This window comes from Mycobacterium sp. NGS67 (assembly GCF_059812185.1).
This window is the reverse complement of record NZ_JCALCF010000004.1, coordinates 171,474-189,072: the sequence shown is the minus strand read 5'-3', so window position 1 is coordinate 189,072 and position 17,599 is coordinate 171,474. Positions and strand designations below refer to the sequence as shown.

The window sequence follows — 17,599 nt, the reverse complement described above, 5'->3', positions numbered from 1 at the left end:
GCCCGGCGACTGGAGGTCTGCGTGCGAGTGCCCATTCGTGTGGTTGCAGTGTCATTGACCATCGCCATGATGGCCGTCGGGTGTAGTCGTTCGGCCGAACACCCGGCCAAACCGAAATACGGCACCTGGGGCGTCGACCTGGCCGAAATGGACACATCCGTCCGGCCCGGCAACGACTTCTTCGGATACGCCGTCGGCGGCTGGGTGAAGAACGCGACCATCCCGCCTGACAAGGTATGCGCCGGCGTCAATCTCGACATCCAGAACCAGCTCAACGCCGACCTGAAGGCGATCGTCGAAGGTGCCGGCGCCAAACACGCACCGGCCGGCGACATCTCACAGCAGATCGGCGATCTGTTCGCGTCCTACATGGACGAGGCGTTGCTGAACAAGCTGGGCGTCGAGCCCGTGCGTCCCCTGCTGTCGTCGATCGACGGGATCAACGACAAAGCAGGCCTCGATGCGGTTCTGGTCTCGTTCAACGGCAAGACCCGGGTCAGTGATCCCTTCCCGGTCTCGGTGGAGATCGATCCCAACAACCCCACGCGCTACCTCCCGATCATCTGGCAGGGCGGGCTCTCGCTGGGTGAGCGCGGGTACTACGTGGACACCGACGCCGAATCGGTCGAGCTGCGCAACAAATTCGTCGCGCACGCCGCCCGGCTGCTCGCGCTCGCCGGCTTCGCGGATTCGCAGCAGCAGGCCGAACGACTTCTTGCCCTCGAAACCAAGTTGGCAGAGGTACAGGTGTCGCGGGAGGACGAGCGCGACGTCGTCAAGACCAACAACATCATGCCGCGCGCCGAAGTCGAGCAGCTCGGGCAAGGTGCGCCGCTGCGCGCGTTGTTCGACGCGCTGAGGCTGCCGGCCGCAACCGACTTCCAGGTCGGCATGCCCGACGTATTGCGCAGTACCGCAGCGCTTTTCGCGGGTGAGCCGGTGGAATCCTGGAAGTCGTACATGCGCTACCAGGTCCTCGACGCGTACGGCCCAGAACTTTCGACGCCGTTCGCCGACGAACTGTTCGACTTCTACGGCCGAACCATGTCCGGTGCCCAACAGCGCGCGCCTCGAGTCGAGCGCGGCGTCTCGCGGGTGAGCAAAGGTCTCGGCGACCCGGTCGGGGAACTGTATGTCGGGGCGCACTTCACTCAGCCGACACGCGACAAGGCGCGGGCGCTGGTCGAGAATCTCCGTACCGCATACGGCAAGCGCATCGACGCCGCGTCGTGGATGGCACCGGAAACCAAGCGGGAAGCTCAGGCCAAGCTCGCGGCTCTGGTCGCCAAGATCGGCTATCCCGACCGGTGGAAGTCCTACGCGACGGTCAAGATCGAGGCGGGCAACCTCGTCGGCAACGAGAACAACCTCGCGTTGTGGTCGTGGGACTACGACGTCAACAGGCTGGGCAAGCCCATCGACCGCGCCGAATGGAGCATGACGCCGCAGACCAACAACGCCTATTACTCGCCGCGCCTGAACGACATCGTGTTTCCCGCGGCCATCCTGCAGCCGCCCAACTTCGATCCCGCGGCCGACCCGGCGGCGAACTACGGCGCAATCGGCGCCACCATCGGCCACGAGATGAGTCACGCCTTCGACGACCAAGGCCGCAAGAGCGACGGCACCGGTATGCAGCGTGATTGGTGGACACCGGCCGACGCCGAGCGCTACACGCGCGAGGCGAACAAGCTAGTCGAGCAGTTCAACGGCTATGAGCCGCTGGCGGGCAACCGCATCAACGGAGCGGTGACGCTCGGCGAGAACATCGCCGATCTCGCCGGACTGCGCATCGCCTACGACGCCTACAAACTGTCCCTCGGCGGCAAAGAGGCTCCCGTCATCGGCGGCCTGACCGGCGACCAGCGGTTCTTCCTCGCCTTCGCGGCGAGCTGGAAGGAAACCTGCCGCCCCGAGACCGAGCGTCACCGACTGCTGTCAGATGTCCACAGCCCGGCCAAGTTCCGGGTCAACGGCATCGTCCGCAACATGGACGAGTGGTACGCCGCGTTCAACGTCCAGCCCGGGGAGGCGCTGTTCCTCAAACCCGAGGACCGCGTCCGAGTCTGGTGAACGGTGCCGTCGCCGCGCACTGACGGCGTCGTGAAACGAAAGTCCGCTCCGCAGCGATAGCAGGCATATGTCCTGAACAGCGAACGTCAGGCGGGCGGTGGATGAAAACCAGGAGATGCGCGGCGGCCGTCGCCGTCAGCGGTGCGCTCTTGCTGGGGACCCCGATGCCTATGGCGGTCAACGCCGACACCGTCACGACCCGGACCAAGGGCGCCACCACCGACCACAACCCCCTGGCCGGATGGGAGGGTTACTGCACCTGGGGCACTCAGGAACAGATCCACGTCCACACCGGCTACTACGTCCGAGCCCTGACCGGGAACGCCGAGATCTGGTCGGGCCAGGCGCGGGCGGCGGGCTGGACGGTGGTCGGCGAAGCACAACCCCGCTCGATCGCGGTCTACAGCAGCTCGCTCGTCGGGGGAGTCGGGCACGTCGCGTGGGTCGACGCCGTCGACGGCGACGACGTCACCATCACCGAGATGAACTTCGGTTACGGAGCTTCGGCCGGCAACGGCTGGCGTACGTCGGGCTTCGGTCGGTTCGACACCCGCATCGTCAAAGCTGTGGCCGGGATGACCTACATCTTGATCCCGTGAAGTGTGGATACGGGTAGCGAATCGGCCGACACGGTGCACCAGCTCTCGTAGCCACTAGCCCAAGGCGGTGCTCAAGAACGTCACGGCCCAGTAAGTGGCCAACAGCGTGGACAGGGTGCCCAGCAAAGCAACGACGATAAACGGCGACAGGACCACCGCACCCAACTGCACCAGGGTCACCAGGGCGTTGTCCTCGGCCGGGGCGGCGGCCGCCGGAGACAACAGCTCGGCGTTGGCCGCCTCCGCGTTTGCGTAGGCGTTCGCGGTTCCGGTCAGAGTCTGAGTGAACTGGTCGTGGAACGCCGCCGCTTCCTCGGCCAGTTTCTGGAAGTCCTGGCCGTGAAAGGCGAATATGTCGGCGATCGCAGCCGACACCTCGTCGCCACCGGCTGTGGCGATGTTGGTTGTCGGCGCCGCCGCCTGCAGATGGGCGAACCTCATATCGGAGCCCAAGACGTCTAGATCGCGTGCTGCGGTGATCAGATTTTCCGGCGCAACCTGCATTTTCGGCAGCCTACTCAGCACGGCGGAAGGCAGGGGCGTTTTGCGCGATCCCGCCCGCATCGGACTATTTCTCCCAAGCTGCTACGGGATTTCTGGTGAGGGGCATAAGCTCCGATTACTCGGCGATCGGTATTGGGGCGGGCAACCGGCGTTGCCCCGAGGCGGTGGGAGCGGCGCGTTGTCTTCTGTTGTTGTATTGCCTGAAATCATGTCGGCCGCGGCCACGGACGTGGCTTCGCTGGGCTCGGTCGTCGCTAGGGCGAACCAGGGCGTAGCGAGCGCCACCACCGGGGTGCTGGCCGCCGCCGAGGACGAGGTGTCGGCGCTTGTCGCCGCGTGGTTCTCCGAGCATGGCCAGGGCTACCAGGCGTTCAGCGCGCGAGTCGCGGTCTTCCACAACGAATTCGTCCAGGCCCTCAACAGTGCCGCAACGTCATACGCCAGCGCTGAGGCTGCCGGCGCCTCATTGTTGGAAGCCGCCGAGCTCGTTCAGCAGTTCCCGGCGGGCGTCGTCAGCGAATTCGAACGCATCGGCAACCTGATCTTCACGACGATCTTCGGTGCGCCGGCTGCTCCGCCCATTCCGGCGAACCAGACCGGTGGCTTCACGGGCACACCATCGCTGATCACCCGATTCGAAGAAGCGCTGCTGTACCCGGTGAAGCCGCTGTTGAATTTGTCCGGACTCGAAACGTACATCGCAACCCCGGGCAACCCACTCCTGCAACTGGTGGCCAGCGACATCCCGCCGCTGTCGTGGTTCATCGGCAACTCCCCGCCACCGTTCTTGAATTTGCTGCTGGGCGAAACGGTCTCGTATTCCACATCCAACGGGATGAGCATCGTGCAGATCACGCCGGCTAACCCGACCGGAGAGTATGTGGTCGCCGTGCACGGCGGCGCCTTCATTTTCCCGCCGTCGTTCCTGCATTGGATCCACTATTCGGTGATGTCCTACCAAACCGGTGCGACCGTCCAGGTGCCGATTTATCCGCTGATCCAGGAGGGCGGTACCGCCGGCCTGGTGGTACCGCAGATGGCGAACTTCATCTCCAGTCAAGTCGCTCTGCATGGTCCGTCGAACGTCAGCGTCATCGGTGACTCCGCGGGAGGCAACCTGGCGCTGGCGGCTGTGCAGAACATAGCGAACCTGGCGAACCGGCCGGGATCGATGGTCTTGCTGTCGCCGTGGCTGGACCTGTCGATGACCAATCCCAACATCGGATTCGTACAAGATCCACTGCTGCCGGTAGGACTTGCCCAACAGTTCGGCAAGCAATGGGCGGGCGGTCTTTCGGTCACCAACGCCATGGTGAGTCCGCTGTACGGGCCGATGACCAACTTGCCGCAGACGACGGTCTACACAGGCAATCTCGACATCCTGTCGCCCGACGCACTGGTCCTCAAGCAACTTGCCGCGGCCGCAAATGCCCCGATGAGCTTCGTCTTGGCCAACGGTCAGATCCACGACTGGCTGATTCTCACCCTCGATGGCCCACAATATTGGGCGCAGATAAACCGGGAGCTGGGTATCGCGGCCTGATCGCGAGCTACCTTAAGGCCGATGATTCTGTCCGTAGACCTCGGCAAGACGTCGTGTCGGGCCGCCGCAGGCGGCCGCAGGGTTCAGGGGGCGGGCGCGCCGGGGCTCGCGGCACCCGGCGGGGTACGCGCCGCCCAGGCAGCGATCCTGGCGGTCGCACGTCATTTCGGGCGGGTCGAGGAAGTGATCGTCGGCGCGGCGGGGGCACTGACGGCACCCGACGCGGCCCGCGCACTCGGTGAGGCGCTGCTGAGTTCGCTGCAAGCACAACAGGTTTCGGTAACCAGCGACAGTGTGATCGCGCATGCCGGCGCGCTGGACGGTAAGCCGGGTGTCGTGCTGATCGCCGGCACCGGAGTCGTGGCACTCGCGATCGACGCCGACGGCACGCTGCGGACCGCCGACGGCTGGGGCCCGACATTGGGCGACGAGGGCGGCGGCGCGTGGATCGGTTCAGCCGGGCTGCGTGCGGCCCTGCGCGCGCACGACGGCCGCGGCCCGTCCACCGCGCTTCTCGATGCCGCTGAAGCCCGCTTCGGCCCGCCGAGAACTTGGGCGGCGCAACTTACCGATCCCGCCGCGCTCGCGTCGTTTGCGCCCAATGTACTTGTCGCCCACGATGACACCGTGGCATTGGGCATAGTCAGCACCGCCGCCGAGGCGCTCGCCGCGACCGCCCGCGCACTCGGCGACGGTCCGGTGGCCATCGTCGGCGGCCTAGCCGGAAATCGAGCGCTGTGCGAAAAGATCGACTGCGTCGCGCCCGTCGCCGATGCGCTCGACGGCACGTTGCGCCTGGCAGAGATACACGAACCGCACGTGATCCGCGTGCACGCGGCCGCCGCCGTGAACCGGATCGATGCGCTGGCCACCGAGGCGGTGCGGCCGGAGCTGCACGACCTCGACACGCGGCCGATCGGTGAAATCGTCGCGCTGCTCGTCGCCGCTGAAGGGGAGGCGCACACGGCGGTGATGGCCGCACTGCCGCAGATCGCCGCGGCGGCCGAGGCGATCGCCGCTCGACTCGACCAAGGTGGCCGCCTCATCTACGCCGGCGCCGGCACGCCCGGCCGCCTCGGCGTACTGGACGCGGCCGAGTGCGGCCCCACCTTCAGCACCGACTTGGTGCGCGGCGTGATTGCCGGTGGTCCGGCAGCGCTCACGATGGCAATCGACGGCGCGGAAGACGTATTCAACCCGGAAGATCTGGCCGACCTGACCGCAGCCGACGCCGTCGTCGGTATCACCGCGTCCGGGCGCACGCCGTATGTGCTTGGGGCACTTAAGCATGCGCGTGAGGCGGGAGCGCTGACCGTCGCTGTCGTCAACAACGCCGGCAGCGAGGCGAGGGCCGACATCGTGATCGAATTACTGACCGGGCCGGAGGTGCTCGCCGGTTCGACGCGACTGACCGCGGGGACGTCGCAAAAGGTTGTGCTGAATGCACTTTCGACCAGCGTGATGATCGCGCTGGGCAAGGCTTACGGACCGCGGATGGTCGACGTGCGCGCGACCAACGCGAAACTGCGCCGCCGCATTGTCCGGATCGTCCGCGACGCGGCAGGCGTCGGCGAGGAAGCCGCGACCGCCGCGTTGGCGGCGGCGGGCGGTCACGCCAAGACCGCGATCGTCGCGCTGCTGGCAGGCGTGGACGCCGCAGAGGCCGCGGTGCGACTGGAGCGGGCAAGGGGTCATGTGCGGGACGCCCTGGCGGGAGCTTCATGATGAAAAGAGGCCCGAAAAAGGGTGCAGCCGTTGCAGCGGTTGTCGTTACACTCCTTGCCGGTTGCTCACAAAGTCACTCTGCGCGCCCGTCCGGTAACAACGACCAGCCGTCGCCGGCGCCCATTGTCGCCCAAACATGTTACAGGCCAACGGTTCCCGGCCTACCCGAGGTGTCGGCCGCGGCCCCGGACTTCGCCGCCGTCTCCAAGCGGATCAACGATGCCATTGCGGCAGAGAAACTTCCGGGTGCGGTGCTGGTCGTCGGGCACGGCGGCGACATCGTCTTCCACCAGGCTTACGGCTCGCGGCGGCTGGCGAGCGAACCCGGATTGGATGGCTTGCCTGCGCCCGCGGAACCGATGACCGAGGACACCATCTTCGACATGGCGTCTTTGACGAAGGTCATGGCGACGGCAACCGCCATCATGCAGCTCTACGAGCAAGGCGCGGTCCGGTTCGACGACCCCGTGCAGCAGTACCTGCCCGACTTCAACACGGCTAACGATCCGCGGCGGGCGATGGTGACCGTTCGCATGTTGCTGACGCATACCTCCGGTGAGACGGGCGACGTCGAGCTGAAAGATCCGTGGGGCCTGGAGCGGGCCGACAAAGCCGAAGGCATCCGTCGCGCGCTCACGACGCCGCTCGAGTCGAGTCCGGGTGAGGTTTTCCGGTACTCCGACATCAATTTTCTTCTGCTTGGCGCGTTGCTCGAGAAACTCACCGGCCAGGCCGAAGACGTCTACGTTCAGGAACATGTCTTCGCGCCGCTCGGCATGCAGGAAACTCGATACCTGCCCCCGGCCAAGGCATCTGGCCCGCACACGATGAGAGGCGTGGCGATTGGTTGGGCGCCCGCGTCGAAAGGCGTGCCGGTGGCCTGCCCTGCGGGTACGTGGAGCACCGATCTGTTGCCGCGTATCGCCCCGACAGCACGCGACGAGGAAAACCGAAACGATCCGAGCCAGAACCCCGACTTCAACTACTTGCTTCGGGGCACGGTGCATGACATGACGACGCGCAGAATGGGCGGAGTCGCCGGTCATGCCGGTGTGTTCGCCACGGCACGCGACGTCAGCATTTTCGCCCAAGCGCTGTTGGACCGTCTGGCCGGCCGCCCGAGCCAATTCCCGTTGTCGCAAGCAACTTTGGAGATGATGACGACTCCCCAGCAGCCCGGCCATACGGAGGGCCAACTCGACGCGGCCAACGCCGCCGCCCGGGACGCCATCGCCAAGAAACTGAATACCTGGAATCCGTTGTTCGCTGCGCGGTATCCGGCGATCGCGGGTCAAAACCTGCGCGGGTTTGGCTGGGATATCGATACCGGCCTGTCCGGGGCGCGCGGGATGGTCTTTCCCATCGGTAGCTTCGGCCACACCGGCTTCACCGGGACCTCGATCTGGATCGACCCTGTCTCCGACACCTACGTCGTGCTGCTGGCGAACTCAATCCACACCCGGGGGAGCCCACCGATGTCGGATCTGCGTGGTGAGGTGGCGACGTTGACCGCGCGGGCGCTGGGTCTCTAAACCCGCTCGAAGTGTTGGTAGTCGGGAGTCCGCCAATAGCCACCCCATTGCCAGCCACGGTCTGTGAACGCGCGCTCGGCCGGATCGCCAGCGTGTATGAGCCCCGGGTCGGTACGGCTGCGGTCCAGGTAGGCCGCCGCGTTCTCCGGTTCGAAATATCCGGTGATGTACAGGCACGGGTTGATCAGCGTGTTGATGTCGATCGCCCGGCCGTAGGCGTGCGGGGACCATTCCTCGCTGCCCGGAATCCGTCGGCAATTGAACGCCGAGGTGTTGTTGTCCTCCATGGACAGCTCGTCGTTGGCGTCCGGGTAGTTCTCGACGGTGCGGATCTTCTCCACCGGATAGCCAAGTCGCAGAAGCTGTTCGAAAATTGCGATGACGTCGGGCACCAGGTCCTCGTGCACGATGAGGTCGCCGCGGTGCGTCTGGCCGTCGAAACCGAGGTAGGCGACGTCGACCCGACGCAGCTGCTCCGGTGCGACGGGGCACTCCGGTCGCCACGTGGTGCCCAGTTCGGCGGCGGTGACGGTCCGCACGGTCGCTTTGGCGGGTGATGTTCCGGTGGACGACGGGGCCGGCGACGGAACATTCGACGAAGCCGAACCGGGCGCCGACGACGTCACAGACGGCGATGGCCTGGTCGCTTGCGGAGAGGGCTCGGCGGCGCACTGCACCAGCAGGACAACCGTTGCGAGCACCTGTGCCGATAGGGCGGCCCGCCGCTTGAAGGACATCAAGCCAAATGATTCCTCATCGCGATCGGGAGGTGGCGGGCGCACTGGCTTGCACCGGCACGCCCGCCTGCGCTTGGCGAGGTCAGGTCAGGACGAGCGCGGGCACGTCCGGCTTGTGGACGATCTCGTTGGGGACCTTGAACAGGTCAACCATGTTGCCGCCCATCACCTTTCGCACGGCCTCCGCGTCGAGACCCTGCGCTTCGAGGTCGTCGACCAGGTTGATCGGGTCGGACAGCCCCTCCGGATGCGGCCAGTCCGAACCGAACATGATGCGGTCGACGCCGCACAGGTCGGCCATCTTCTTGAAGTCGTCCTCCCAGAACGGCGCGACGTACACGCAGCGCTTGAACGCCTGGATCGGGTCTTCGAGGAATTCCTGCGGCATCTTCGAGTAGACGCTTTCGAATTGGTAGAAGAGGTAGGGCACCCACGACGCGCCGTTCTCCACCGACAGCACACGCAGATCGGGATTGCGGGTCAGCGCGCCGTGGCACACCAGAGCTGCCATGGTGTCCTCGATGGGCCGCTTGCCCATCGCGACCATCCGGAACGCGGTCGGCTTGAACGGCTTGTATTCGTCGCCGGGCTCCCAGTCGTTGAGGTACTCGGCGTAGCCGCTGTCCGAGGCGTGCATCGACACCGGGATGCCGGCCTTCACACAGGCGTCCCAGAACGGGTCGAACTCCGGCAGACCCAGGGAACGGGTGCCGCGGTAGCCGGGCACCGGCGCGGGCCGGACCAGGACGGTCTTGGCGCCGCGCTCCAGACACCAGTCGAGTTCCTCGAGGGCGCGGTCGACATTGGCCAGGTTGATGACCGGGGTGGAGAAGATGCGGTCCTCGTAGTTAAACTGCCAGGTCTCGTACATCCACTGGTTCAGGCCGTGGATGATGTCCAGGATCAGATCCGGGTCGTCCTTGAGGCGTTCCTCGACGAGGGAAGCAAGCGTCGGGAACATCAGCGTGTAGTCCAAGCCGAGACCGTCGAGAACCTCCAGACGTGCCGCGGGATTACGGAAAGCGGGGATGGCCTTCATCGGCTTGCCCATCACCTCGCGGAAGCTCTTGCCACCGCTGCCGTGCCGGAAGTACTCCTCCTGGGCGCCCGGACGCGCCACGATCTCGAAGGTCGGGTTGGGGATGTAGTCGCTGACGACGTTGCGAACCATGATCTTGGTGCGGCCGCGGACGTCGATGTAGTCGATGACGCCTTTGCGGTGCTCGGGCAGGAATTGGGTCAGCGCTTCCTTGGGCTCGTAGAAGTGATTGTCGGCGTCGAACACCGGGAAGGCGAGGTCGCGGGACGGCATCTTTGGCTCCTGAAAAAGTTCTGATTTCCGCAGAGCGGTAACGGGACTGGCTCTGGTAATGACATTACCACCTTGCCGGGGGATGTGACACCGGAATGTGGGTGAGCCGCAGTCGCGTGGGTGGCTTCGTCTCCGCCCGCCGTCAAACTCGGGTCTGGCGGCGTGAGAATAACGTTACCGCGCCTGCAGGATGATCTCGGATATCGCCGCCCGGCTTTCACCGTTGGTGGTGCCCAGGGTGGAGATCCACACCAGCACATTGGCGGTCTTGGTCCGGTCGGTGACCGGGATTCGGTTGCGGCCCGGTTGCAGCGATGTGGGCGGGGTCAACTCAACGGTATCGGCCAGCTTGGTCGGGTTGTCGGTGGCTGAGGAGCGGATCTGCACCTGGGTTCCGGTGCTCGACACGTCGACCGTCACGGCGCTGAGCGCGGTCGGTGCGGACAGGTGCAGCAGCAGTCCCATTCCCTTGATGAATCGGGGGAACGGGACGGCGTCCTGATACGTGACCGTCGACCATGCGGTGTTCGGGTTGCCGTCGATCGCCAGTCCGGCATCCTGCGGATTGTCGGGTGCGCCGTCGGGCGCGAACACCGTTGCGCTCACCGGCTTGATGACCGGTCCGGGGCGAATCGTCGAGTCGGAAGTCCGGATGTAGAGCACTGCGGCCGCCACGATCGCGACGACGACGGCAGCCGCCGCGAGGATCCAGAACTTGCGCCGGCGCGGGGTTTTCTCTCGCGGCGGCTTGTCGGGGGTCTTGGGCCGACGGCGCCGCGCGGGTGCCGCGGCGGAGAGGTTGACGACCTTGTCGGCGTCGAGAGTGTTGCCGTCCCAAGCGCCGCTGACTTCGACCTCGTCGCCGTCGGCGAGCTGGCCCAGCACCAGATCGGTTTGGATCTCGACCGGAACAGGGGCTGCCCGGTCGCCCAGGGGCTCGTCGGTGACCACCTGAAACGTCAGGATCCCGACTTGGTCTTGGGCGCCGACCGAGGTTCGCTGCACCTGGCGGGCAGCTCCGTGGATAACGACCCGCTCCAGACGCTGGGTCGACGGCCGCTCGGCGGCGTCGAGGTCAGTCCGCGACGGCGGCAAAGGCGCGACCGCGTCGCGTCGGGAGCCCTGCGTCAGCGCCCGGGCAAACTCGGCGCAGCTCGGGTACCGCACTTCGGGGTCTTTCGCCAGGGCGCGCATGAGCACGGTGTCGAGATGCGTCAGTTCGTGTCGGCGCAACGAGATGGGCGGTGGCGGCGAATTGAGGTGGTGGCTGATGACGACGGCGCGATTGGTGTCGACGAACGGCGGTGCCCCGGTGAGCAGGTGGAAGGTCGTGGCCGCCAGCGCATACTGATCCACCCGGCCGTCCAGCGGCTTGTTCAGCAATTGTTCGGGCGCGACGTAACTGATGGTCCCCATCGTGACGTTGGCGTCGGTGAGGTTGCTGACGTCGTCGATGCGACGGGCGATGCCGAAGTCGGTCAGCAGTACCCTGCGCCGCGGACCCTCGGAGGTGGCGACCAGGATGTTCTCCGGCTTGACATCCCGATGCAGCAGGCGGCGCTCGTGACCGAAATCGAGGGCGTCCGCCACCGCCGTCACGATTTCGCCCACTTCCTGTTCTGGCATGCCGCTCGGGTAGCGCTCCCGAACCAGTCGACCCGCGTCGGTGCCTTCGACGTATTCCATCGAGATCCACAGGCGGCCGTCGAATTCGCCGCGGTCGAGGACGCCAACGATGTGTGGGTGCCACAGCGTCGCCGCCAGATCCGCTTCGCGGATGAACCTCGCGCGAAACTCCACGTCCGCCGTCGCCGGCAGCGACAGGATCTTCAGCGCGTCGTAACGGGGCAGGCGAGGATGCTGGGCGAGGTAGACCTCACCCATGCCGCCGGAGCCCAGCAAGCGCTGGATCACGTAACCAGCGAAGACGTCCCCGGGGTTGAACGGCATGTCCGAGAGCCTACAAACCGGCGCGGTCAGGTTGCGAATGCCGCTGTCTAGGAGTCCGGGCCTAACAGTCTGAGCGGATGCAGCCCGTCGACCGCGCCGACGAACGGTGGGTGGATGCTGTAGCCGAGCATCCGGCGGATGTCGTCGGAGACCGTTCGGGCGATGTCACGCGATACCGACAGGCTGAAGGCTTCCATGGGCCGCAACCACGGCTCGCAGTACTGGGCGGTGACCGCAAGACGGTTAGCGGACGTGGTGTTGGCGCCGCCGCCGTGCCACAAGGTCCCCACGAAGAAGACACACGAGCCGGCCGGCATGACGACCGGAATCGCCCGATCATCCGGACCCGGCCGGCGCTTACCCCAGCGGTGGCTGCCCGGTACCACGACAGTGGCGCCATTGTCGGCGGTGAAGTCGTCGATCGCCCAGATCGTCGCCGCCGCGAGTGCGGCCCGCGGCCGCGGCACCGGATAGAACCCGTCGTCGTGGTGCAGCAATTGGGCGGCCTCTCCCGGCTGAATGTTGATGGCCTGCAACGCCGAAAGCAGGTAGTTGGGCATCAGCAGCCGATCGAGCACCGCCAGTACCCGTGGGTGGTCGACCAGCCGATCGCACCCGCGGGTCCTGCTCAGCACGCTGTAGATCCGTTGGGTGCGACGGCCTTCGAACGAGTTGCGTCCGGTGTGTCCCAGCCATGGGCGCACGACGTCGCGGATTCGACGGCACTCCTCGGTGCTGAGCAGGTTCTCCCAGATGATGTAGCCGTCGCGCTCGAGCGCGGCCATGTCGGCCTCGACGATCGCACTGTCGACGGAGCCGCCGCTGGTCGGTGTCCACTTATAACGCTGCGCCAGATCGCCGCGAAGGTCCTCCAACGTGGTGTCGGACTCGTTGTCGATGTTCATGCTCAGTCCTACGTGTCGGCGCAGGGATCGTCTTTCCGGTGACCAGAATAGGCGTCACGCCTTCGCTTTCGGCCCGTGACAAACGTGCGTCCGGCGTCGATGATGAGACGATCGCTGAATTCGAGGGGAAGCGCATTACGGGGAGGCCGGGGGCTTCCCCGTCGCGCCCTGCTCAAGCGCCGCCGATTGCGGCCCCGCTACCTGCATCGGGTTGCGCATGAGTGAGATGGAAGAAGTGAACCTGCGCGCCAAGAAGCGTGCAGCGGAAGCCAGGGAGCGCGCCGAGGAGCTACGACTGCGCTACCGGCAGCTGGTAGTCAATCCGGGCGCGACCGCAGAGCAGGTGCAGCACGCGCGTCGCGCCGCACTCGCGGCGGTGAATCACGCCGCCGAGGCCCGGCAACACCTTCTCGAACAACTCGATCGATCGGGGGCGATTCACCAGTTGGCTGCGCACGCCCACGACCAAGCCGCTCTCGTGGCTCACCGCGAGGCTGAGGAGATGGTGCACACGAATGCGGCCGAACGGCATCGCGGGGCCGCCCAACGCTACCGCGCCCTGGCGGCTCAGATGAGGCAGCAATCTCTCGGGCCCGTGGAAACCATCCCCTCCCGCCGACAGCAGCCGGCCCACGACCCACAGTGAGGAGCCCCGGTTTATACATGGCGAGCAGACGCAAAAGCCCCCATTTAGGGACGAAATGAGGGGCTTTTTCGTCTGCTCGAGCCGCATGCCCCAGTCCGGGAACCTGCGCGATGCGTGGCGTCATCAAGGTCGCGCACGGCGAGGATGACGTGGTCGAGCGCGTCAAACACGACCTCAGCATGCCTGATCATTGGCAGCGGCGACCTCGACCAGTAGGTCATCGAGTCGTCGGGCCAGGTTCCAGCCCAGATAGACAGCGAAATGAACCACGAGTTCCTCGAGCTCGTCGCGGGTCATGTCGCCCAGCGTGAGCGCCGCCCGCAGGTGTTCACGCACCTCCTCGTCGACGGTGCTCGACGCCGCGCTGCAGATGCTGATTATGCGTCGGTCGCGTCGGGTGAGATGCATTGCGCGGTCCCATATTTCGCCGTACAGGTAGTCGAGACGGGCCCGGCCCTGGAACGCGGTCGATGCCGTCGGCGGTTCGGTGCCGTGGATCCGGCGGTATGAGGCGACGCCGCGTTCCCGGCGGGCGTCGTCGTCGACGGGTGCGGCCCAGCGTTCGAAGTCGTGCGGTTGCGGCTGTTCCCCGGCTTCCTCGGCGATCTTGAACACGGCCATCATCCCGTACATCTGCATCACCGAGGCCTTGGGCCAGCCGGCCTGCGTGCCGAAGTGCAGCACGAACTCGTCGAACTCCGGGTAGGCGATGTCGCCGGTTTTCAGGGCGGCGTAGACGTGCGTCTCGATCGGCAGCACCGATCCTGCTGCGCCGACACAGGTCAGCGTGATCCAGCGCCGGTCGCGCGCGGTCAGGACGCCGCGGCGCCACATCTCGCCGAACACGTAGCCGATCACCCCGGCCTCGAGGTAGGCACCGGTCGGATCCGGGCTCGGGGTGGTCATGATGTGCTCGTACTCGGCCCGCGCGACCGCGAGCCGTTCCTCGCGAGTTGTCCAGTCGGCCATCAGAATCGCATGATCCAGCCGCCGTCCACCGAGATCGTCTGGCCGTTGATCCAGTCGCCCGCCGGTGAACACAGCAGCAGCATGGTGCCGATCAGATCCGCCGGCGGACCCGACGTCTTGCCGGGAATCTGGGCGGCGAGGACGTCGCGGAACGGCGAGTCCTTCGGCAGGCTCGCGTAACCGCTTTCGTTGGCGACCAACCCCGGTGCGATGCCGTTGACGCTGATGCCGCGAGATCCGAGCTCGGTGGCGAGGTTGCAGGTGAGGCCGTGCAGCGCATACTTCGACAGGCCGTAGATCCCGCCGGCCATGAACGCCCCGGCCGACAAGCCGTTCACGATCCGCCCACCGCCGCGCTCGGACATCGACGCGACGACCGCCTGGGTGCACAGCAGCGGGCCGCGCAGATTGACGTTGAGGACCCGGTCCCAGTCCGGTACCGGCATGTTGGACAGGCCATAAGGCGGTAGGTCGGTCATGATCGCCGCGTTGTTGATCAGGATGTCGATGCCACCGAAGGCCGCGATTGCCTCGGCCGCCATCTGCGCGGCCGACTCGGCGGAGGTGACGTCCAGATGCACGGCGACAGCAGCAAAACCTCTGTCCTGCAACGCTTCTGCGCACCGGCGTGCGGCGTCGAGATTGATGTCTGCGATCACCACCGAGGCGCCGACTTCGCAGAGCGCCTCCGCGTAGACCTCGCCGATGCCGCCGGCGCCACCGGTCACCACGGCGACCTTGCCGGTGAGGTCGAACAGTTCCTTCACGTCCATTCGAGCATTAGGCACCACTTGACCAATGAAGTCAAGTGCCTTAGTAATAAGTAATCTGACTTAAGGATGGTGCTATGACCGTCGACCTCCGCGTGCCCGACGTGCACCTGCACATCGGTGGCGAAACCCGCACGACCGGTTCCGGGGGTGTGCACCAGCACGTCTATCCGGCGACCGGAGAAGTCCAGGGGACGGTGCCGCTGGCCGGTCCCGACGACGTCGACGCCGCCGCCCGCGCCGCGCACGACGCGTACCCGCAGTGGCGCGCTCTCCGGCCCGCCGAGCGCGCGCGCCTGCTTCGAAGGCTCGGTGAATTGATGGAGCGCGACACCGCCGAGATCGCTCGGCTGTCGGTGCTCGACAACGGAATGTCGGCCGGGATGAGTCAGCCGCTGGTCGTCATCATGGCGAATTGGACTGCGTACTACGCGGGTTGGGCCGACAAGGTCGAAGGACGCGTCACTTCGTTCCCGGCCAATCAGCGCGAGTTGGCCTATTCGCTACCCGAGCCGTACGGCGTAGTCGGGATCATCCTCACCTGGAACGGTCCGGTCGTGTCGGTCGGCATGAAGCTGATCCCGGCCCTGGCCGCCGGCAACACGGTCGTGATGAAGCCGTCCGAACTCACGCCGTATGCGACCGAACATCTGATGCGTCTGGTCAAAGAGGCGGGTATCCCCGACGGTGTCGTGAACCTGGTGTTGGGCGGACCACAGACCGGCGACGCTCTGGTGCGCCATCCCCTGGTGCAGAAGGTAAGTTTCACTGGCGGACCGGCGACCGCACGGAAAATCCTTGCGGCGTGCGCCGATTCGCTCAAACCCGCGGTACTCGAACTCGGCGGCAAGTCCGCCAACATCCTGTTCCCGGACGCCGACCTCGACACGGCGGTAGCCGTCAACGCATTCAGCGTCCTGGGCACCCTGGCGGGGCAGGGCTGCGCGATCCCGTCCCGCATGATCGTGCACGACGACATCTACGACGACGTCGTCGAACGTGTCCTGGCGATGGTGTCCGGCATGCGATGCGGCGATCCGTTCGACCCGGCAACGGTGATCAGCCCCGTGGTGACACGTGAAGCGCAACAGCGGATCCTGGACATGATCGATCGGGCGCAACAGGACGGGGCGAAGTTGTTGACGGGCGGTCGGGCTCCCGCCGGGATGGCCGGCTTCTTCGTCGAACCGACCGTGCTCGGAGACGTGGACCCGGCATCGGAGCTCGGTCAGGTTGAGGTGTTCGGCCCGGTGCTCTCCCTGATGCGATTCCGGAACGAGGAACAGGCAATTCAGATGGCGAACTCGACCCAGTACGGGCTCGCCTCGTACGTCTACACCAAAGACATCGATCGGGTGCAACGGCTGGTGACCGCGCTCCGGGCCGGTGGCGTGTATGTCAACGGAGCGAGCCCGGTGACCGGCTGCGAACTCCCGTTCGGCGGCATCGGTGTCTCCGGGTTCGGCCGTGAGGGCGGCCAGGAAGGCTTGTTCGAGTTTCTTCGCACCAAGGCGGTGGGCATCGCATGAGCAAAGCGTTGCAACTCGACGGGGCGGTCGCGGTGCTGACCGGCGCGGGCAGCGGCATCGGCCGGGCGACCGCGCTGGCATTCGCCGAACGCGGCGCATCGGTTGTGCTGAGCGATCTTTCGGCCGACCGCGTCGCCGAGGTCGTCGAACAGATCAGCGCGCTCGGGCGACCGGTGATCGGACTGACGGCCGACGTCACCGTCGAAGCGGACCTGGAAAAGCTGCGGGACGCCGCTCTGGAACGGTTCGGGCGATTCGACGTGGTGATGAACAACGTCGGCGTGCTCGCGATCGGTGCGCCCGAGGCGCTGCCCGACGAAGCGTGGGTCCGCACGATCGACGTCAATCTGTTCAGTGTCGCCCGCAGTAACCGGGTATTCCTGCCGGGTCTGATCGCGCAGGGCCGCGGTCACGTGATCAACACCGCGTCCGCGTCGGGACTGCTGAGCTACGGCTTCGACCGGCTGCCGTATGTCGCCTCCAAGCACGCGATCGTCGGTGTCTCCGAAGCGCTGGCGGTTTACCTCGGGCCGAAAGGGGTTGGGGTGACCTGCCTTTGCCCGTCAGGGGTGATTACCAACATCCTGGAAGGCATCACCGCCTACGGCGACGCCCCGCTGTCACCTCGCGCTCCGGCATACCCCATCGTGAGTCCGGAGGAGGCCGCCCGCCTGACCGCCGACGCCGTCGAGGCCGGACAGTTTTTGGTCGTGACGGCACCGCAGGTGCACGACGCGCTGCGGGCGCGCGCCGACGACATCGAGGCATACGTGCAGGCGAACATCGGCGCGCAGGAATGAGCGCG

General features: G+C 66.1%; 15 protein-coding genes and 1 pseudogene. 9 read left to right on the top strand and 7 right to left on the bottom strand.

The window, feature by feature from the left end:
* The first annotated feature begins 48 nt into the window (after positions 1-48).
* Both AC5Y4D_RS05205 and AC5Y4D_RS05200 read left to right on the top strand, forming a co-directional pair.
* Entirely contained in the window at positions 49-2,073 is a 2,025-nt protein-coding gene (locus AC5Y4D_RS05205; RefSeq protein WP_499947041.1) for a M13 family metallopeptidase, read from the top strand.
* 101 nt (positions 2,074-2,174) lie between these two features.
* Complete coding sequence (locus tag AC5Y4D_RS05200; RefSeq protein ID WP_500036571.1) at positions 2,175-2,672, top strand: CHAP domain-containing protein; 498 nt, start codon at positions 2,175-2,177, stop codon at positions 2,670-2,672.
* Between the two features lie 54 nt (positions 2,673-2,726).
* Here the strand turns inward: AC5Y4D_RS05200 and AC5Y4D_RS05195 are convergent, their stop codons facing one another.
* Positions 2,727-3,176, bottom strand: coding sequence for a PE family protein (locus AC5Y4D_RS05195; protein ID WP_499947046.1), 450 nt, complete (start codon positions 3,174-3,176; stop codon positions 2,727-2,729).
* A gap of 208 nt (positions 3,177-3,384) precedes the next feature.
* Between AC5Y4D_RS05195 and lipY the strand changes: the two genes are divergently transcribed.
* The 4 genes and pseudogenes from lipY (at position 3,385) to AC5Y4D_RS05175 (ending at position 7,976) form a co-directional block, all read left to right on the top strand.
* The gene (lipY, locus tag AC5Y4D_RS05190) at positions 3,385-4,719 is read left to right on the top strand and encodes a triacylglycerol lipase LipY (RefSeq protein ID WP_500036570.1); all 1,335 of its coding nucleotides are present in this window, start codon (positions 3,385-3,387) and stop codon (positions 4,717-4,719) included.
* Between the two features lie 21 nt (positions 4,720-4,740).
* Positions 4,741-5,457: pseudogene (locus tag AC5Y4D_RS05185) on the top strand (N-acetylglucosamine kinase); the annotation flags it as partial.
* 108 nt (positions 5,458-5,565) lie between these two features.
* Positions 5,566-6,444, top strand: a complete 879-nt coding sequence (gene murQ, locus AC5Y4D_RS05180) for an N-acetylmuramic acid 6-phosphate etherase (protein WP_500036616.1) — start codon at positions 5,566-5,568, stop codon at positions 6,442-6,444.
* On the top strand, positions 6,444-7,976 hold the full coding sequence (locus AC5Y4D_RS05175; protein ID WP_500036569.1) for a serine hydrolase domain-containing protein: 1,533 nt from the start codon (positions 6,444-6,446) through the stop codon (positions 7,974-7,976). The genes murQ and AC5Y4D_RS05175 overlap by 1 nt, the downstream gene beginning before the upstream one ends.
* On the opposite strand, the gene AC5Y4D_RS05170 is transcribed toward AC5Y4D_RS05175, so the two are convergent.
* The 4 genes from AC5Y4D_RS05170 to AC5Y4D_RS05155 all read right to left on the bottom strand — a co-directional run bounded on the left by AC5Y4D_RS05170 (position 7,973) and on the right by AC5Y4D_RS05155 (position 12,880).
* A complete protein-coding gene (locus AC5Y4D_RS05170) occupies positions 7,973-8,713 on the bottom strand; it encodes a M15 family metallopeptidase (protein WP_500036568.1) in 741 nt (246 codons plus the stop codon). The genes AC5Y4D_RS05175 and AC5Y4D_RS05170 overlap by 4 nt on opposite strands.
* 82 nt (positions 8,714-8,795) lie before the next feature.
* Complete coding sequence (locus AC5Y4D_RS05165) at positions 8,796-10,025, bottom strand: amidohydrolase family protein (protein ID WP_500036567.1); 1,230 nt, start codon at positions 10,023-10,025, stop codon at positions 8,796-8,798.
* A 174-nt stretch (positions 10,026-10,199) separates the two neighbouring features.
* A complete protein-coding gene (locus tag AC5Y4D_RS05160; RefSeq protein WP_500036566.1) occupies positions 10,200-11,975 on the bottom strand; it encodes a serine/threonine-protein kinase in 1,776 nt (591 codons plus the stop codon).
* A 47-nt stretch (positions 11,976-12,022) separates the two neighbouring features.
* Positions 12,023-12,880 carry a phytanoyl-CoA dioxygenase family protein gene (locus AC5Y4D_RS05155; protein WP_500036565.1) on the bottom strand — a complete coding sequence of 286 codons (858 nt, stop codon included), beginning with the start codon at positions 12,878-12,880 and terminating at the stop codon, positions 12,023-12,025.
* Positions 12,881-13,097: 217 nt separating this feature from the next.
* Here AC5Y4D_RS05155 and AC5Y4D_RS05150 point away from each other — a divergent pair, with 217 nt between their 5' ends.
* The gene (locus tag AC5Y4D_RS05150) at positions 13,098-13,526 is read left to right on the top strand and encodes a hypothetical protein (protein WP_500036564.1); all 429 of its coding nucleotides are present in this window, start codon (positions 13,098-13,100) and stop codon (positions 13,524-13,526) included.
* A gap of 174 nt (positions 13,527-13,700) precedes the next feature.
* Here AC5Y4D_RS05150 and AC5Y4D_RS05145 read toward each other — a convergent pair whose 3' ends face one another.
* Positions 13,701-14,495 carry a carboxymuconolactone decarboxylase family protein gene (locus AC5Y4D_RS05145; protein WP_500036563.1) on the bottom strand — a complete coding sequence of 265 codons (795 nt, stop codon included), beginning with the start codon at positions 14,493-14,495 and terminating at the stop codon, positions 13,701-13,703.
* Positions 14,495-15,268, bottom strand: coding sequence for an SDR family oxidoreductase (locus tag AC5Y4D_RS05140; RefSeq protein WP_500036562.1), 774 nt, complete (start codon positions 15,266-15,268; stop codon positions 14,495-14,497). The genes AC5Y4D_RS05145 and AC5Y4D_RS05140 overlap by 1 nt, the downstream gene beginning before the upstream one ends.
* A gap of 74 nt (positions 15,269-15,342) precedes the next feature.
* Between AC5Y4D_RS05140 and AC5Y4D_RS05135 the strand changes: the two genes are divergently transcribed.
* Complete coding sequence (locus AC5Y4D_RS05135) at positions 15,343-16,794, top strand: aldehyde dehydrogenase family protein (RefSeq protein ID WP_500036561.1); 1,452 nt, start codon at positions 15,343-15,345, stop codon at positions 16,792-16,794.
* Positions 16,791-17,594, top strand: a complete 804-nt coding sequence (locus AC5Y4D_RS05130) for an SDR family oxidoreductase (RefSeq protein WP_500036560.1) — start codon at positions 16,791-16,793, stop codon at positions 17,592-17,594. The genes AC5Y4D_RS05135 and AC5Y4D_RS05130 overlap by 4 nt, the downstream gene beginning before the upstream one ends.
* Positions 17,595-17,599: the final 5 nt, after the last annotated feature.

Coding starts and splice junctions, on each gene's coding strand:
- AC5Y4D_RS05200 (WP_500036571.1), top strand. CDS start 2,175: ATGAAAACCAGGAGATGCGCGGCGGCCGTCGCCGTCAGCGGTGCGCTC.
- AC5Y4D_RS05195 (WP_499947046.1), bottom strand. CDS start 3,176: ATGCAGGTTGCGCCGGAAAATCTGATCACCGCAGCACGCGATCTAGAC.
- lipY (WP_500036570.1), top strand. CDS start 3,385: ATGTCGGCCGCGGCCACGGACGTGGCTTCGCTGGGCTCGGTCGTCGCT.
- AC5Y4D_RS05175 (WP_500036569.1), top strand. CDS start 6,444: ATGAAAAGAGGCCCGAAAAAGGGTGCAGCCGTTGCAGCGGTTGTCGTT.
- AC5Y4D_RS05170 (WP_500036568.1), bottom strand. CDS start 8,713: ATGTCCTTCAAGCGGCGGGCCGCCCTATCGGCACAGGTGCTCGCAACG.
- AC5Y4D_RS05165 (WP_500036567.1), bottom strand. CDS start 10,025: ATGCCGTCCCGCGACCTCGCCTTCCCGGTGTTCGACGCCGACAATCAC.
- AC5Y4D_RS05160 (WP_500036566.1), bottom strand. CDS start 11,975: ATGCCGTTCAACCCCGGGGACGTCTTCGCTGGTTACGTGATCCAGCGC.
- AC5Y4D_RS05155 (WP_500036565.1), bottom strand. CDS start 12,880: ATGAACATCGACAACGAGTCCGACACCACGTTGGAGGACCTTCGCGGC.
- AC5Y4D_RS05150 (WP_500036564.1), top strand. CDS start 13,098: ATGAGTGAGATGGAAGAAGTGAACCTGCGCGCCAAGAAGCGTGCAGCG.
- AC5Y4D_RS05145 (WP_500036563.1), bottom strand. CDS start 14,495: ATGGCCGACTGGACAACTCGCGAGGAACGGCTCGCGGTCGCGCGGGCC.
- AC5Y4D_RS05140 (WP_500036562.1), bottom strand. CDS start 15,268: ATGGACGTGAAGGAACTGTTCGACCTCACCGGCAAGGTCGCCGTGGTG.
- AC5Y4D_RS05135 (WP_500036561.1), top strand. CDS start 15,343: ATGACCGTCGACCTCCGCGTGCCCGACGTGCACCTGCACATCGGTGGC.
- AC5Y4D_RS05130 (WP_500036560.1), top strand. CDS start 16,791: ATGAGCAAAGCGTTGCAACTCGACGGGGCGGTCGCGGTGCTGACCGGC.